Here is an 18,418-nt window from a genome sequence, read left to right as displayed (position 1 = left end):
AGCGCTTTCAAGTAATAGTTTGAGAAAAAATTCACAAAGTTAATGTCTAAAACTTCATATAAAATATTTATTCAATGCAATATGATGATAAATTATGCATTATTTACGCATAAAACCTATATGTACATGTATATTCGATTAATATTATATAGCTTGATTAATATAATATTATTTTTTATTCGTTTGAATGTATTTATAGTCATGAGAGAGTAATTAATTATACATTTTAATAAACATTTTCAATATTGTTATAAAAAAGTTTATAATAAATGTTAATTATGAGAAAAACTTCACATATCATTGAAGGGAAATTTGTTATGGTAATTGTGACGTATTTTGTCTGTATTTTATAAAATATGCAGATAAAGGAGTATAAAATATGAAAAAAAGTAAACGATTAGATTTAATATCAACAATCGTTAAGGACAATGACATTCATTCGAAAGCTGAAATTGTAGATTATATCGATAAACATTTTGGTATTAAATATAGTGTGGCAACGATTGGAAGAGATTTAAATGAGTTGAAAATCTATAAAATGCCTTCTGCAAATAATGAGCGTTATTATCGTAAATTTAATAATAATGCTCAAAATGAAGCAAAAACAAAACTTATTAACTTATATAAAGAAGAAATTGAGAAGGTAACGATTAAAGATAATTATCTTATCATTAAAACGTCTCCCGGATTTGCACAAAGTGTGAATTTTTATATTGATCAAATGAATTTAAATGAAGTGTTAGGAACAGTGGGAGGCAATGATACAATACTCATCTTAGTGGAATCAACAGAACTTGCAGCGTTTGTTCATTATCAATTATTTGGAGAGACGTATAATAATGATATTATTTAAAATGAATAAGTATACAAAAAGCCATTTCTATTTTTAGTTGAAATAGAAGTGGCTTTTAACATATTTATTAGAATTTATTCATGTAATGCAAGATGCATTGTGTTGGTAAAATCTTTTACTGTTGATTGGTTTGCATGTCTCGCTTGATATGCAAGATGCTGATCAAAGTGTTGTTTATTCGAAGTGATATCAGTTAATACATGGTTTAATGTTTCCACATCAGTCAAAGTGAATATATTTTCTGGTGCAATAAATGTATGTTGATGTATCACTTCGTCCCAAGCAAAGATGACATGTTGATGATGGAAAGCACGTGTAACAGCATTTTCAATTTCATTTCCTTGATTAATATCAAGATAAATATCACATCGTTGATATAGTGCTTCAAAAATATTTTTTGTAGCTGCCGGATATAGATGTACGTGATGATATTGGTCGAATGCCATTAATTTGGAAGACATCTCAGTCACAGCAGCAATGTGAAATTGTATATTTGGATGTGTAATAATTAAAGTCTCAAGTTGTGGAATATCATCAGAATTTGTCAGAATTAACGCATGATTTGAATATTGATTAGTTTTATTAAAATCATACAAATAACCAGATTGAAATACGCTTAAAGCTTGTTCTTGATTAAGTTGCGAAACGATAGTGTCATATTCTTTATAGTCAGGAATTATGACAGAGAATTCACGTTGTAATGTATTATCAAGTAAGGACAACATATTTCCTGGGACATGACCTTGACTACTTTCTTGCCAGAACAGGATACCTCTACCAGCTGCATTCATATGATGTAATACTAAGAAAGGTGTAGATAGTGAATTAATAATAATATCTGATAAATCGACTTGAATTTGTTGTAGATAGTATGTGATAAATTCGACTTTTGAAGCGAAGAAATGAGATTGACCTTGCCAATCTAAAACATAATCTCCAGTAACAAAGTTCTCATAAATCACTTCTTTACCTTCTCTTGTTAAATATTTCTTCAATATTGCTTTTCCTGCTAAATCATAAATCGTTTCCGCAAATTTAAAGCCATTCTTTGTATAATGATCTTCTGAACGTAGACGCCCTTTATCATCTAGCCATCTTACCCGACTAACAATCCTTGTCTTAAAGTGTGGACGATAAACGATTTCACCTCTAATATGACCCATATCTTTAATTTGAGCTGATTGACCATCACCGTTAATTTCCCAAAATGGGGGAACACTCACTTCGTTAAAGAATTTAGGACGATCATTATCATGAAGTTGATTAGCCGCAAAGAATTGATATGGGGATGTGACTTCATCAGGTAAGAATCCATCATCTTCGATACAAATAGTAAAATGTTGATTACCCGATAATTCTAATGTTTGGTGTAATAATTGTGTTGGTTGATTATAGTATTCAAATAAATTAATCATATAGCACCTCGTCGACTAAATGTTGCCATCTTTTAATCATTTCATTGGTCTCAAATGGCGTAGCAATATCATATGATTTCTGATGAGGGTCTTTGGGACCATTTTTAAAGTATTGAACTATTTTAGCAGCCATACGATCAGTAATCTCCTCAATGGACTCGTCTTTAGACGGTTTGTCTAGTAAGTAACCATTTTGACCATCTGCAATGAAAGTTGGATTTCCATAATTAACATTAAATCCAATCATACCTAATCCAGAACCAACAGCTTCCATAAGTGTTAATCCAAATCCTTCACTTTGTGAAGCAGATACAAATAATTCATATTGTGAATAAATGTCATCAAGATTAACGTGACCTCGTAAGTGAATAAAATCTTCAGCATGATAATCATGTATGATTTCTTGAATTTTATCACTTTCAGGACCATGACCATATATATCAAATTCCAATTGTGGAAAAGATTGTTTCGCTTTAATAACTGCGAGTGCAATCCAATCCACATGCTTTTCAGATGCTAATCGGGAAGCGGTTAGTATTGAGTATGGTTTACGATGTCCGTTCGGTAAACTTAATTGATTGAGACTTCCGACAGGTATTGTTCTGATACGAGGGCGGTCTGCAGTATAGTGACGAAACTGTTCAGACAATATTTGATTTTGTAGGTCTGTAGCAACGACATAGAAATCAATGTACTTTGCATTGGTAAATTGATATTCATAATAGTTATTCCATAATATATTAGTATCATCTGTGATATTATCACTGAAATGTTCAGCGTGTATGACGACACCTACATGACTTTCTCCTTTATTTTGTAGAACAGCTTGTCCAATGTCAGTGGCTCGGTCTAATATTACTATATCTTGATTAGTTAAATTTAGTTGTTGAATAAAATAAGCAACAAAGGATTCTTTACTATAATAACGTGCATCTTTAAATATATAAGAACGCGCATCGCCATCTATGATTTCTTGATAAGCAATAGTGCCATTTTCATTATAGAATTGTCGCATATATAGTTTCGCATAGTTGTCATAAGGTGCGTAGTATTCAGAAAAGACACGCACATAGCTATAGAAATCTTTGCGAATAAGCATACCATTAACTACAAATTCAGCACGATCAACATAAGGTTTATTTGCATTTTTCATATAACAAGTCACAAAAGTTTGTGATTGATGATCTAAATAAAGACGTTGGATTTTACCTTGAGCATCTACTTCAATTCGTGTAATGGTATTTCCAATATCATGTTTGAGCTGTTCTAAAGTATACGTCGTAGGGGCGATTGGAATATCTGTAAAATATTGATACATCCAAATAACTTCGCTATCTTTAAATCCTAAATTTTGTGTTAACGTTTGTATGTTTTCTGATGAAATAAAGTCTAAAAATATGAATTTTGCATCATCTTTTAAGTGGCGAAGCATTTTGGCACGATAACTTTGGGCATATTCAACACCACTACTCGCCCAACCTATACCAAAGTTGATATTATATATTGTCATCAATAGACCTCCTTTCTATGGGAAATGAATTGTTAAGTCATTATTTTTTTGTTGATCGATTATACTTAAACATAAGTTTCTAATAATTCTATGTTTAATGATATCTTCCATTTGTTTGAATGAATCTAAGGCTACTTTGTGATATTCAAAAATGGAATTTCGCTGACCTTTTTGACGTTGATTTACGTTTGATTTTAATTGTTGTAAGTAATCTACTTGCTCTATCCATGCAGAATCTATCGCTTTGAGTACTGATTTTCTAAGAAATTGTTGGAATAACTCCTCATCATTTATCTTATTTTTATTTAGTATTAGTTGGTGGTTAAATTGAGAAATTAATAAGTCGATAATGGCTTCATAATCATGGTTGTGAATTTCAAAATCATCTTTATTAAAGCTAAAACTTAAGTTTTTATAAATATATTTGGTGATGTCGTTTTCAGTTATATTTTTATAATTTTTAAAGTGATGATTGAATACGTCTCGTGCAATACTGTCATAGTCTAATGTATCTAAATGTTCACTTTCTAATATGCGATTACGTTCGCTATAAATTAACTGACGTTGTGTACTAATACTTTTCTCAAATTCATTTGCAGCTTCACGTGCTTTCATTCCTTCTTCTTCAGAAATGCGTTGAGCCTTTTTAACGATGCGCTTGATTTTGTTATTAAAAGTAGGGCTATCAGATAGATAGTCTGTATCTTGTTTCATTAATGTTGGATTGTCTTTTAATTTTGAATCACTCCAACGTTGTACTAGGTAATCATCTAAAGAGATAAAAATTTGTGATTGTCCTGGGTCACCTTGTCGTCCAGCACGTCCTCTTAATTGTCTATCTACACGACTATTTTCCATATGTTCATTAATTAATACGGTTAGACCACCAAGAGCATGTACGTCTTTTGAAAGTTTGATATCAGTACCTCTACCAGCCATACTTGTTGCAACGGTTACCGCACTTAATTGACCTGCTTCAGCAATCATTTGTGCTTCACGAGCAACGTTTTGTGCTATTAATAGGTTATTTGGAATATGACGACTAAATAATTCAGTTGAAAAGTATTCTGCTGCCTCTGCAGTTCTTGTAATTAAAAGGACAGGTCGTTGTTCTTTATGATAATTAATCACTTCTTCTAATATGGCATCATTTTTAATGTCTTCATTAACAAATACTCTATCAGCCAAGTCTTCTCTTATAACTGGTCTGGAAGTTGGAATTTGGATAACAATTTTTGAATATAAATCGAAAAATTCTTTTTCAGCTAGTTTCCCAGTTGCTGTCATGCCTGAAAATCGTTGAAACTGCATAAAGAGATTTTGGAAGGTGATAGTTGCCATGACACTCATATCATCTGAAATATCTAAGTTTTCTTTTGCCTCTAATGCTTGGTTGAGTCCAGCTTGCATTTTTGTACCTGGTAGCATACGACCTGTTATACGGTCGATCAGCATAATTTCGCCATCCATAACAATATAATCTAGATTAATATCAAACAGGTATTTAGCACGTAAGGAAAGGTTAATATTCCTTACTAAATCTAAATATGGACCTCCATATATATTTGGTACATTAAAGTAAGTATTTGCTTTCTCAATGCCTTCTTCAGTTAACCAAATTTCACGTTTGGTCTTTTTCATTTTAAAGTCTTTATCTTCTTCAAGTGTTGCGACGAATGCTTTAACTATTTCGAATAGGTTAGATTGAACTCTTGGTGCACCAGAGATGACTAATGGTGTTTGAGCTGCATCTAATATAATTGAATCTACTTCATCAATGATGCCAAAGTATAATTTAGGTAAAAATTTACTCTCTTTAGTATCTGCTAAGTTATCGATTAAATAATCAAACCCTAAATTTCCGTTGGTAGTATAAATAATATCATGGTTATATAACGCTTGCTTCTCTTGGTTAGATATAGGACCTTGAGGATTCTCTATAAATCCCAATGATGCATTGAGACCTAACCATTCATATAATGGTTTCATTTCTAAATAGTCACGTTTTGCTAAGTAATCATTAGTTGTAATAAGAAAAACAGAATTGCCTGATAAAGCGTTTAAGTATAAAGGCATGGTAGCTGTTAATGTTTTACCTTCACCAGTTTGCATTTCAGAAATATTGCCCTGGTGCATCACAATGGCACCTAATACTTGGACGTCTTTATGATACATACCTAATACACGTTGTGAAGCTTCACGTATAACGGCATAGGCTTCTGGTAATAAATCATCGAGTGTATTCTGTTTACTATTTAAACGCTGTTTAAAATCTAGTGTTTTTTGTTGTAATTGGCTGTCAGTGAGTTGCTTCATTTCTTCACTATAGTTATTGATTTGATTCAACAATTTGTATAGTTTTTTTAGTCTAATATGGTTAATGGCGGTATTTACATTGAGATTCATAGTTATCCTCCTTTCATTTAGTGATATTGCGAAGATTAATTATAATCACTATTCATACGAGTATGTCGCATAATTTGATTGACCAATGTCACGTTTTGATGTGATTGTGAAGTCTGATTGTCATTGTTATTATCATTAATATTTTCTTGAGGTTCCTTTGGAGAATCACTCATCTCGGTTGCATGGTCTAATTCGGTTAATATAATATTTTTAAATTTAAGATGATGACATGCTGCGTTCATAAGTCGAATGTCATAACTATATGCTTCATTAGGATATTTAAATTCACTTTCATCTTCTTTGATAATGACTTGTTCAAGTTGAGTGCCATTCTTTAAATAAAAAGTCACAATAACATACACACTATGCTCAGGAACTGCTGCGATATTTAACGAAATATGATAATGATAGCCCCTTTTTAACATGGGAAGTTTAGGCGGATGTCCATCTTTATCAAATAACGTTGAAGGTTCCCATAAATTGATTTGCAATCCTGAGGGCATCAATTGGTTCTCATAATATGTGTAATTATCATGGAATTGTATTATAGCGCCGTGTTGATAAGTATGACGTGTTACTTTTCGCCATCTTACTTCTAATCTTTGATTATTCTGCATGACTGTCTCTCCCAAAATGATCTTTAAGTAATATATGGTAAAAGTTCATAAACCAATTAACTACGGTAGGTGTGTCATCATTGTGTCGTCCTGGCACAGCTTTATTCATTAAATGAACATTCTGTTGACTGAATATAGGTAACAAGTCTTCAAACGCAGATTGATCATAGTCATCGTTTTCCATATAGGTGATTGCAATAGTTGTATCACTAATATGACTATTGGAAAAAACGTTCCAAAATTTATTATCTAATTGTTTTATATGATTTATTTCATTTGAGTCAGACAATTGATAGTTAGATGATAGGGCGATATCTAAAGACGTTTCGAAATCATTAGGTCGCAATAACTTCATATTTTCCGCAATTGTACCAACATTGACTAATGGTTTTCCGACATTAATACCCTTAGGATTTAACTGTGCACCATAATATAAAGCGCCAAAAGAACCCATGGACAAGCCTGATAAGATTAAATCACTTTTATTGAAACCGAGTTGATTTAATGTATCATTAATAACTTGTTTTATACCATTTTCATAAGTTTCAGATCCTAAATAGAACGCGCCACCTTGAATACGTGGATCACTGATTAATAAGAAGGGTGCACCTAATTGTTGCATTAGATAGAAAGCTTCAAACCCCTCTGCTTCACGATAACCACTAAAATAAACATTAAGTGGTGGCTTAAAATCACCAGGATTAAAGTAATAAAAGAATTCTTCTCGCTTTTCATCAACAAAACGTTCGCTACCTAGAAGGAGATGACCAAATTCAATATGTGACAGACGTTTATGTACTGCACCAATATGAATAGTGCCATTGCCTTTCGCTTTGACGGACGTTGAAATATAAGCAGAGTATGGTCTTCGTCTTAGATAAAGTGGTGTTTCAAGTTCCTCTTCACTCAGCACAAATGTTTCAATTATACCTTCTTCTGGATTAAATGATACTAGTCTGAAAGTATACTCTAATGTTACGTCGCCTTCAGTATGAAATTCTGGCCATACTTCTATGACTTTATCTTTATCATAAATAAGATTTTGTTGCCAATTAAGAATAGGTATGAAATGGTCACCAAAATCACCTTGGAATTGGATTTCTTTATTTCCAAAGTAAGTCACATTTATATGTTTAGGTGAAAAAACATGGGTAAGAGCAGGACTAACCTTATCACCATATTGCCCAGGAAATGAAATCGACAATAGTTTATCGTGTAATTCATCAGTTGTATTGTAATGAATAGGGCGGATAAGATATTTTTGTACTAAATCTAATTCTTCATATCCACTTGGCCAATAAATTTCATCTACAAGCGTATTATAAGGACGACTAACAATGTTAATTAAGTTAGCTAAATGATCAGTTAAATTGGTTTGGATAAAGACTAGATCGAATTGTCCGTTCTCTTCAACAATTTCCTCAATACTTTCAATATAGTTACTTTCAAATTCGAACAACTTCGGATCAAAGTAATCCCAAGATACTTCTGGACTATGGTTAAATAAATGTTCTAAATCAGAACCACCAATTTGTAATGCTTTAAATTTTCGTGGCATTATTTCTCACCTTCTAAAAATCGATCAAGTTGTTGGATAATATGACCAGATCCTAAGTCATTAATCATATTAGTATTATAAGTGTAAGCATGATTCCAATGCTTTAATGTACTTAAAAAGTAATCTAATGCAAATGGAACATCATCATATTGCTGAATGATATAGCCATTTTCAAGATGTATGACATAACTACCTTGATGAATATTGATTTGAGGAATTCTAACACTGATACTTGAAATTTGTAAGTATAAATTAGGTTCAGCACTCAAATCTATCACAATTCTTAGATGTGATAATAGTTTAATTAAATCCTCTTCAAATGGGACTGATTGAATTTGAATCAGTTCTTCAAATTCCTCAGGTTCTTTTGCTTGTACTAATTCTGATTTGGCAAGGTCATTGTCATCAGATTCATTATAGCTTTCGTTAACATCATTAATTAAATTCAATAACCATTGCTCAAGTTGCGTAGCATCCTTTTTAGTTAAAATGATTAATCTGTATGATGTATGGCGTTTAAGATACGTAATTATATGATGTAATACGTTTTGTAAATCATTATCATTCATGTCATCTATCCAAAGACCAATGTAAGTTTCATTTAGTTGACTACTAAGATTGGATAATGTTTGAGTATCGAAAGGGGTGAGTCTTAATATTTCAGGACTTAATGATTGATTCGTAATTAGATTTTTCAATGCTTTTTCATTTTCTTTAGTATCAACAATCCATTTATTACTGTGAGCCATAGTTTGAATAAAGGATTCATCAATTGTATGATTTCGTTTATTAAAAACGGAATAACATACACGAACGTCAGGTCTGATAGTGTTGAATATTTTATTATGCAAAGTATTTGATGCGACAATAAGTTGATCGTTCGAATTCATTTCATCATTACAGTATGCATTAAAACGTTCTTCAATTAACTCAACCATTGATGGATAGGAATTTGAATTGAACTTATATTGGTGGTTGGACATAACTTCAACATGGTTTGTTTCGAGATTCTCGCGTAAAATCACGTCACCAGAAGCGGTTAGATAATCTTGAAATACCTCTTTACCTTCTGAGTAATAACGTATAGCACTTAAATAACCACGTTCATCGAATATATATCTGCGTACACGTATACTGTTTTCATAATCATCTACTACTATTAGATAGCCATCTTGATTGAAATAAATGCGAGATTCATAGTTATCTTTCATAGCTTGTATTAAATAAGGTGAATAAAAGAATTCTGTATTCTCAGGCCACTCTAAATCTTCAAATTGAAATGATCGAGATGGTAGTTGATCGAAACCTTGAATCTCATCAAATAGTGACCAAACATTCGCTTCATATAAATCATATTTATGCAAAAATAAACGCAAATTTGGGTTAAAACTTAAATGTAAAAGTTTGAAAGGTTCGTCGTTTTTTTCATGCATAGACATTAAACTAATAGAATCATCAAATTCAATCATTGCACTTTTTAAGTAAAATGGCTGGTTAAGATTACGCCACCATTTATCTCCGTTGTACCAAGCTGGAACAAAATATTTCATACCTTACTCCTTACCAATATTTGTTTAAAAATGATTTGTATTTATCAAAATATAAATATGTTCGTATTGTTTCTACAATATTAATCGTAATGTAAATCAAAATAATAAATTGAGTGAATATCGAAATTTGTGCTGAAATACCAGATATAAAAATCGAACTGATTAAAGGTAAACTAATAATAAATCCAATGACAAATGCACCAATTGCACTAATTCGCTTAGCTCTATGATTTAAATAATGTTGGGTCATTTTACCAGGATAAATACCTTCAAAATAGTTACCACTTTTCTGGAAATCTTTAGCTATACGTTTCACATTTAACATCATTCTTGATAAACAATAATTTAAAACAATGAGCATCACAATGAAAATAATAACGCCTAATGGATTATCCAATTCCAAAAATGAAGGACGATATTTAGCATTACCCGTTATCCATCTACCAGCTAAATGGACTAATACGCCTACTAAGAAAAATAATGAAAAGTTAAACATGATTGAGATACTTCCAGCGGGATTTAACTTCCAAGAAACGTAAGTATCTTTTTGAGAAGTACTAATATTCATAATATCTTTATAAATCATGTGATATTCAATTAACTCTATAAATAATAAAAGTACAAGTACGATAAAAAGCATAATGCCACCTATGATTATGGTTATTCCATCAATATGCTCGAATTGTTTATTTTGAAAAATAGATTTAATAATACTTGCTAATACAATAGGCGTCGGCCCGGCAATTCCATAAACTGTATTTTGATCAGCTAACCATACAAGTAACATTGTTCCTGTTAATAGGATAAGTAACAATAAAGCAAAGTTTGCATGATATATCATACCTTTATTAATATACTCGCTTAAAATGAAATAGCCTTGGATAATGGCTAATAAAATAGTGAAAAAACGTTCTTTGTAACTACGTTCTAGGCGAGTTTGTTTTTGACCTTTTTCAATATCTCTATATGTGAGTAAAGTCATGATAATCATTGTAGTTAACCATGGACTTAAACCTAATGAGAATAGATTTAGAGTTGTAATATCGCCACCAACATTTGAAATGGCTAGATTCAAAAAACCTTGTGAATGTGGTGATGATTTCATGTCAGCAATTTTAATATTACTGCCCAATATGTATATGAAAATAATCATTAGGGTGAAAAGAATCCGTTTATATAAAATTTTATATTCAATATTTTTAATGTTTTTGAAGTTCATCTTATTTCCCATAATAATCCTCTTCTTAAAATGATTATAAAGAGGCAAAAGCGCTCATTATTTTAGTAGTCATTCAACTACTTTGAAATAATAATGCTTTCGCCTCTATTTTATTTTACTTAGTTATTTTTATCTTCTTTACGATCTTTTTTATCTTTTCTAGATTTTCTAAATATAGCAAGACCAAAAATCAATGACAATAGTCCAGATAATAATCCTTTAGATTGGTTATCATTTTCACCAGTATCAGGTAATGCTTCTGGATCATCTTTAGTATTGTGATGTTGTGTTTCAGATGATTGATGTGTCGGATCAATGATATTTGCCTCACTAGATGATGTACTCATGCTTGGTGAGTTAGATTGTGATGTACTATCTGATGTTGATGTACTCATACTTTGACTTTGAGATGTAGATGCACTTTCACTTGGTCTAATAGACGTAGATATTGATGTGCTAGTACTAGTTGAGTTACTACCGCTCATTGAATGACTGAATGAGTCACTATGACTTGGTGTTTCAGACGAACTATGGCTATTGCTTGCTGATCTACTATCGCTAGTTGAATCACTATGACTTGTTGGGTCAGACGTAGACGTACTAGCACTTGTTGAATCACTGAATGAAGTACTATTTGTATGGCTTTGTGACTGACTTATAGATGTTGATGTTGAAGTACTATCAGACGTTGAAGTGCTTGCACTATCGCTTATAGACGTGCTCGTACTATCACTCGTAGATGTACTGTCAGAGATCGAAGTACTTGTACTAGCAGAGTCGCTTATGGAAGTACTCATACTATTAGATGTGGAAGTACTATCTGAAACAGAAGTGCTTGTACTGTCGCTATTAGACGTACTTGTGCTGATAGATGAGCTTTCACTTATAGACATACTAGTTGAAGTACTAGAACTATCAGAAAGTGACGTACTTGTGCTAGTTGAGCCACTTAGAGAAGTGCTCGTGCTGCCAGAAAGCGATGTACTTGTGCTAGTAGAACCACTCAATGAAGTACTAGTGCTATCAGAAAGTGACGTACTTGTGCTGATAGATGAGCTTTCACTTATAGACATACTAGTTGAAGTACTAGAACTATCAGAAAGTGACGTACTTGTGCTAGTTGAGCCACTTAGAGAAGTGCTCGTGCTGCCAGAAAGCGCAGAAAGTGACGTACTTGTGCTAGTTGAGCCACTTAGAGAAGTGCTCGTGCTGCCAGAAAGCGATGTACTTGTGCTAGTAGAACCACTCAATGAAGTACTAGTGCTATCAGAAAGTGACGTACTTGTACTAGTAGAATCGCTCAATGACGTGCTTGTACTGTCAGAAAGTGACGTGCTCGTGCTAGTAGAACCGCTTAGAGAAGTGCTCGTGCTATCAGACGTTGAAGTACTTGCACTTGTAGAACCACTCAATGACGTGCTTGTACTGTCAGAAAGTGACGTACTCATACTAGTTGAGCCACTTAGAGAAGTGCTCGTGCTCTCTGATGTTGAAGTACTTGCACTTGTAGAACCGCTCAATGACGTGCTCGTACTGTCAGAAAGTGACGTACTCATGCTAGTAGAACCGCTTAATGACGTGCTTGTACTATCCGAAGTAGAAATACTTGTACTAGTCGAACCACTCAATGACGTGCTCGTACTGTCAGAAAGTGATGTGCTCGTACTAGTCGAACCGCTTAATGACGTGCTTGTACTATCCGAAGTAGAAGTACTTGTACTAGATGACTCACTTAACGAAGTGCTTGTACTATCAGAAAGTGACGTACTCGTGCTAGCTGAACCACTCAATGACGTACTAGAACTGTCAGAAAGTGACGTGCTCGTACTAGATGATTCACTTAACGAAGTGCTCGTACTATCAGAAAGTGACGTACTCGTGCTAGTCGAACCACTCAATGACGTACTTGTACTATCCGAAGTAGAGGCACTATCACTAGATGAGTCGCTCAATGACGTACTAGAACTGTCAGAAAGTGACGTGCTCGTACTAGATGATTCACTTAGAGAAGTGCTTGTACTATCAGAAAGTGACGTACTCGTGCTAGCAGAACTGCTTAATGAAGTACTTGTACTATCTGAAGTAGAGGCACTATCACTAGAAGACTCACTCAATGACGTACTAGAACTATCAGAAAGCGACGTACTCGTACTAGATGAACCACTCAATGATGTACTAGTACTACCTGAAGTAGAAGTACTTACACTATTAGATAATGAAGAACTTATGCTAGATGATTCACTCATTGATTCGTTCGTACTAGTAGAAAGCGACGTTTGTGTACTAGCTGAGTCACTCATAGAAGTACTAGAACTGTCAGAAAGCGAAGTACTCGTGCTAGATGAATCGCTCAATGACGTACTTGCGCTATCAGAAAGCGAAGTACTTGTACTAGCAGAATCACTTAGAGAAGTACTTGTGCTATCAGAAGTCGACGTACTTGTACTAGATGATTCACTTGTCGATGTGCTTGCACTGTCTGAAAGTGACGTAGAAGTACTCATGCTAGATGAATCACTCACAGACGTACTCGTACTAGCAGAAATAGACGTACTAGTAGAATTCCTTACAGACGTACTTGCACTATCAGATGTCGAAGTGCTTGTACTAGCAGAATCACTCAATGACGTACTAGAACTATCAGAGAGTGACGTAGAAGTACTAGTAGAATCACTTAGAGAAGTACTTGTGCTATCAGAAGTCGACGTACTTGTACTAGATGAGTCACTCGTAGACGTGCTTGCACTGTCAGAAAGCGACGTAGAAGTACTCATACTAGATGAATCACTTACAGACGTGCTCGTGCTGTCAGAGACAGAAGTACTAGCAGAATCACTTAGAGAAGTACTTGTACTATCGGACGTCGATGTACTTGTACTAGTAGAGTCACTTGTCGACGTGCTTGCACTATCAGAGAGTGATATTGATGTACTAGTAGAATCACTTAGTGAAGCACTTGTACTATCAGACGTAGAAGTACTTGTACTAGTAGAGTCACTTGTAGAAGTGCTTGCACTATCAGAAAGCGAAGTAGATGTACTAGTACTAGTTGATTCACTTACAGAAGTGCTCGTGCTATCGGAGACAGACGTACTCAATGAATCACTTGTAGACGTGCTTGCGCTATCCGAAGTGGAAGTACTTGTACTAGTAGAGTCACTTGTCGATGTGCTTGCACTGTCAGAAAGTGATGTAGAAGTACTCGTACTAGATGAATCACTTACAGAAGTGCTCGTGCTATCTGAAACAGACGTACTCAATGAATCACTTAGTGAAGCACTTGTGCTATCCGAAGTGGAAGTACTAGTACTAGACGAATCGCTAGTCGACGTGCTTGCACTATCAGAAAGCGATGTAGAAGTACTAGTACTATTTGAATCACTCACAGACGTACTCGTGCTGTCAGAAACAGACGTACTCAATGAATCACTTAGTGAAGCACTAGCACTATCAGACGTAGACGTACTTGTACTAGTAGAGTCACTTGTCGATGTGCTTGCGCTATCAGAAAGTGAAGTAGAAGTACTTGTACTATTTGAATCGCTCACAGAAGTGCTCGTGCTATCAGAAACAGACGTACTCAATGAATCACTTAGTGAAGCACTTGTGCTATCAGACGTAGACGTACTTGTACTAGATGAATCGCTAGTATACGTGCTTGCGCTATCAGAAAGCGAAGTAGAAGTACTAGTACTATTTGAATCGCTCACAGACGTACTCGTGCTGTCAGAAACAGACGTACTCAATGAATCACTTAGTGAAGTACTTGCACTATCAGACGTAGACGTACTAGTACTAGTAGAATCACTCATAAATGTACTAGAACTATCAGAAAGTGAAGTAGAAGTACTAGTACTATTTGAATCACTTACAGAAGTGCTCGTGCTATCAGAAACAGACGTACTCAATGAATCACTTAGTGAAGCACTAGCACTATCAGAAGTTGAAGCACTCGCGCTATCCGACATAGAAGTACTAGAACTTTGAGATTCACTTACAGAAGTGCTTGTGCTATCAGAAGCTGACATGCTGTTACTTACTGATTGGCTATCAGACATGGACGCACTAGTACTTTGTGAGTCACTTAGTGAAGCACTTGTACTACCAGAAGTTGAAGCGCTAATAGAATCGCTTAATGACGCACTTGCACTATTAGAAACTGACATGCTATTACTTACTGATTGACTATCAGACAAGGATGCACTAGTACTTTGTGAGTTACTTAGTGACGCACTTGTACTACCAGAAGTTGAAGCACTCGTAGAATTACTTATAGATGCACTAGTACTATTTGATGACGAAATACTATTACTATTAGATGTACTATTTGAAGTACTTGTACTATCAACTGTTGAAGTACTTTGTGAGTTAGAAATAGAATCACTTTCTGCATTTCTTCCAATATTCCAAGTAAATGTTTTAGTAGTTGTATTATTACTAGCATCTTTAGATGTAACTGTTACAGTATAGTCACCCATTGTAGTAGGTGTGCCACTAACTGTTTTAGTTGTAGGATCATAAGTTAAACCTGGTGGTAATCCAGTTACAGTATCAGTTGTTGAACCACTGTTGTCACTTGTATCAATTGTTACGTTATTAATAGGTGATAGTACTTGGTTAGATTGATTATTAATATTAATAACCGGATTAGTAGTATCCACTACATTAATGTTAAATGTCGATGTAGACGAATTACCGGCTTGATCAACTGAAGTGACAGTAACAGTATTATTTCCTAATTGTGTAGGAGTTCCAGTAATTGTGTTTGATGCTGAATCATAACTTAATCCAGAAGGTAGACCTGTAACAGTATTTGTAACAGTGCCAGTACCATTATCTGTTGTATTCACTGTAATAGGTGAAATTGGGCTATTAATTTCTTTAGTTTGATTAGACATGTTAATAGTTGGTGCCTGTACATCTTTATAAAAGACAGTTATAGCTTGCCCTGCATTTGTTAATTTAACTGTTTTATTTGTTGCGTTATATGTTGGTGCATATGTACTATCTATATTTACTAATTGATAACCTTTAGCCGTAATCGCGCTTTGTTGATCATCAATAGTGACAGTATTGTCTACGTCTCCAGCCAGTGTTTTAGCTGCAACGATTTCTTTACCAGTATCGGCATCAACATAGTGAACTTGTGCCGTAGCAGTTTCAGTATACGTGAATGAGTCAATTTCAACTTGTTGTAAATTTCGAGCTCCACCAGTAGACGCTGTCATAGATAGCGAGAAGTTAGTATTTTTACTGGCTTTAATCCAATCAGAAATATTTCTAGTCCACGTTTGTCCAGCATATGTTACTGTCATGACTTTCGTATCACCATTATAATCAATGATAAAATCTTGGAAAGTACCATTAGGTTGTGTTGTTAATTTAGCCGCATTAGCAGTTTTTGTATTATCTGTATAAGTTGTTGCTACGCCTGAATTATTTGTTGTTACAAATGCACCGAATGCGCCACCGCCACCTACACTAGCAGGGTCTTTATTAGCTTTGGCAGATGAGTTAGGTTGTGAGGTATTATGATAAGTATCTAACTTAAAGCCGAAAGCATTATTCAAGCCACCAATACCTAAGGCAGCCCCTTCTTTACCAATTTGTCCGAGTGTACCTGGTGAAAAGGCGAAACCGATACCATCGCCACCAGTGACGCCGTCTGGAGAAGTTCCTTCATAACGAGTTCCTAGGTTAACTTTACCTTCAAAATGGAAACTTTTATTTGAGTCAATTTTAGTACCTAGAGATATAGCACCTTTTTGTCCGCCAACATCTGGAGTTAATGTTGCAACACCAGTACTTTGATCGTATGTTGCAGAACCGCTAGTTGTGAAATGATCAGTAAAGTTATCCTTATCAACTACGACCTGTGAAGTTGTAGGTGCAATTGGTGATGCTGTTGTTGCTGCAGCTGCTAAACGATTGACCGCTAATCTACTAAATGCACGTACTTTAGTTGTACTAGTCGATTTACTAGATTCACTAGCAACCGGTGTAGTGACAACACTCTCAGAAGCAGTATGTGTCATTCTTTCATTAATATATGATGTTTTATTCGTAATCGCTTCACTATTTACTGTATTTTGTTTTGGGGATTCACTTGATGTAGCACCTGCAGATGATTGACTGTCGGTATTTTTCGTTGAAGCTTGAGATTGAGAGTCTGGTGAAGTTGATTTAGTTTCACTTGAAGTACTTGTTTTACTTTCATTTGTAGCTGTTTCTGATTTCTGCGATTGTGAATCAGATGAATTATCGTTAGATGATGAAGTAGATTTTGTACTTTGAGAATTTTTTGAATCATTTTTGCTTGCTTCAGAGTTACTATGGTCTGATTGACTAGACTTAGAAGCTTGCTCTGAATCAGAATTCTGTTTGTTAGTTTGATCAGTTTCACTATGTTGTTCAGATTTATTTTCAACGCTTTCACTAGATTGTGTATCTGATTTCTCGCTACTACTAGACGTAGATTGAGTACTATCAGTTGTGTCATTTTTTTCAGAACTTTGTGTTTTTTCTGATGAAACAGATTCACTTTTCGCTGTGTTTTCACTATTGCTTGCATGTTTAAGTTCAGTTGAATTTTGATTTGCGACTGCTTGACTTTGTGTAGAAAGCTCTGAAGTTACAGGTAATTCAGAAGCTGCCATTGCTTGATGATTATGTAACATATTAACTGTAAAAGCGCCACCTGCTATTGTAGAAGCTTTTATAGCATTTCTTTTTACAAAGTTACCTTTTTCTTTACCTTCATCAGAATCTTCCATTGTATGATTGGAAAAGATAGGTAATCCCATGATTCGCATTAATTTAATTTCTTTGATACCTGATTTAATCCAATGTTTCCCAGATTTATATAATTTAACCCGAGATTTTTCGTTTTCTAAACTGTGTTTTAAATTTCTTTGTCTTTTTGACATTGAACCATACTCCTTTAAATGTTGCTGTGTAAGAATGGGTTAGTCTCAATGTAATAATACACTAATATTTAACTTCATATTACGTAACAAATATATCACACTTTGAGATTAAAAAATATTAATATTATTTGGAAAATAAAATTGTTATCCCATTACAACGAATAGAGTAAAATTCAATAAGTTTGTATAATATATTTGTTGTAATACAAGTATAACTATTCACAAATCTATTTCTAAAAAAGTTTTTTGTAGCTATTATTTTTGAAAACATTTAAAAATTTATAAAAATCAAAATAAGTGTAAATAATTTCTGTGAGGGGATACTGAGGTTTGTCTGACGTCAACGTGCTCGTGGTCTAATTTA

General features: G+C 34.0%; 9 protein-coding genes. 1 reads left to right on the top strand and 8 read right to left on the bottom strand.

What is annotated here, in order from left to right:
- Positions 1 to 379 precede the first annotated feature (379 nt).
- Positions 380 to 853, top strand: coding sequence for an arginine repressor (locus GVY01_RS10870; RefSeq protein WP_017637758.1), 474 nt, complete (start codon positions 380 to 382; stop codon positions 851 to 853).
- A gap of 74 nt (positions 854 to 927) precedes the next feature.
- Here GVY01_RS10870 and gtfB read toward each other — a convergent pair whose 3' ends face one another.
- The 8 genes from gtfB to GVY01_RS10830 form a co-directional block, all read right to left on the bottom strand.
- Positions 928 to 2,268, bottom strand: coding sequence for an accessory Sec system glycosylation chaperone GtfB (gene gtfB, locus GVY01_RS10865; protein WP_017637757.1), 1,341 nt, complete (start codon positions 2,266 to 2,268; stop codon positions 928 to 930).
- Entirely contained in the window at positions 2,261 to 3,778 is a 1,518-nt protein-coding gene (gene gtfA, locus GVY01_RS10860) for an accessory Sec system glycosyltransferase GtfA (RefSeq protein ID WP_159333765.1), read from the bottom strand. The genes gtfB and gtfA overlap by 8 nt, the downstream gene beginning before the upstream one ends.
- 15 nt (positions 3,779 to 3,793) lie before the next feature.
- Positions 3,794 to 6,184 carry an accessory Sec system translocase SecA2 gene (gene secA2 / locus GVY01_RS10855; protein ID WP_017637755.1) on the bottom strand — a complete coding sequence of 797 codons (2,391 nt, stop codon included), beginning with the start codon at positions 6,182 to 6,184 and terminating at the stop codon, positions 3,794 to 3,796.
- 35 nt (positions 6,185 to 6,219) lie between these two features.
- Positions 6,220 to 6,801: an accessory Sec system protein Asp3 gene (asp3, locus tag GVY01_RS10850; RefSeq protein WP_017637754.1), complete on the bottom strand. Its 582-nt coding sequence runs from the start codon at positions 6,799 to 6,801 to the stop codon at positions 6,220 to 6,222.
- Positions 6,791 to 8,359: an accessory Sec system protein Asp2 gene (gene asp2 / locus GVY01_RS10845; RefSeq protein ID WP_017637753.1), complete on the bottom strand. Its 1,569-nt coding sequence runs from the start codon at positions 8,357 to 8,359 to the stop codon at positions 6,791 to 6,793. The genes asp3 and asp2 overlap by 11 nt, the downstream gene beginning before the upstream one ends.
- Positions 8,359 to 9,909: an accessory Sec system protein Asp1 gene (gene asp1 / locus GVY01_RS10840; RefSeq protein ID WP_017637752.1), complete on the bottom strand. Its 1,551-nt coding sequence runs from the start codon at positions 9,907 to 9,909 to the stop codon at positions 8,359 to 8,361. The genes asp2 and asp1 overlap by 1 nt, the downstream gene beginning before the upstream one ends.
- Positions 9,910 to 9,919: 10 nt before the next feature.
- Positions 9,920 to 11,128 (bottom strand): accessory Sec system protein translocase subunit SecY2, encoded by a 1,209-nt coding sequence (gene secY2, locus GVY01_RS10835; RefSeq protein WP_026083508.1) that lies wholly within the window; start codon positions 11,126 to 11,128, stop codon positions 9,920 to 9,922.
- 119 nt (positions 11,129 to 11,247) lie between these two features.
- Complete coding sequence (locus tag GVY01_RS10830; RefSeq protein ID WP_159333764.1) at positions 11,248 to 18,054, bottom strand: lectin-like domain-containing protein; 6,807 nt, start codon at positions 18,052 to 18,054, stop codon at positions 11,248 to 11,250.
- Positions 18,055 to 18,418: the final 364 nt, after the last annotated feature.

This window comes from Staphylococcus sp. 8AQ (assembly GCF_902506595.1).
Classification (GTDB): domain Bacteria; phylum Bacillota; class Bacilli; order Staphylococcales; family Staphylococcaceae; genus Staphylococcus; species Staphylococcus pasteuri.
Note: the sequence above shows the minus strand (reverse complement) of the source record. Positions and strands in the feature narration are given on the sequence as shown.

What these genes read in the sequence shown, in the direction of transcription:
- GVY01_RS10830 (WP_159333764.1), bottom strand. Translation starts at nt 18,054, where the DNA reads ATGTCAAAAAGACAAAGAAATTTAAAACACAGTTTAGAAAACGAAAAA.
- asp3 (WP_017637754.1), bottom strand. Translation starts at nt 6,801, where the DNA reads ATGCAGAATAATCAAAGATTAGAAGTAAGATGGCGAAAAGTAACACGT.
- gtfA (WP_159333765.1), bottom strand. Translation starts at nt 3,778, where the DNA reads ATGACAATATATAATATCAACTTTGGTATAGGTTGGGCGAGTAGTGGT.
- asp1 (WP_017637752.1), bottom strand. Translation starts at nt 9,909, where the DNA reads ATGAAATATTTTGTTCCAGCTTGGTACAACGGAGATAAATGGTGGCGT.
- asp2 (WP_017637753.1), bottom strand. Translation starts at nt 8,359, where the DNA reads ATGCCACGAAAATTTAAAGCATTACAAATTGGTGGTTCTGATTTAGAA.
- secY2 (WP_026083508.1), bottom strand. Translation starts at nt 11,128, where the DNA reads ATGAACTTCAAAAACATTAAAAATATTGAATATAAAATTTTATATAAA.
- gtfB (WP_017637757.1), bottom strand. Translation starts at nt 2,268, where the DNA reads ATGATTAATTTATTTGAATACTATAATCAACCAACACAATTATTACAC.
- GVY01_RS10870 (WP_017637758.1), top strand. Translation starts at nt 380, where the DNA reads ATGAAAAAAAGTAAACGATTAGATTTAATATCAACAATCGTTAAGGAC.
- secA2 (WP_017637755.1), bottom strand. Translation starts at nt 6,184, where the DNA reads ATGAATCTCAATGTAAATACCGCCATTAACCATATTAGACTAAAAAAA.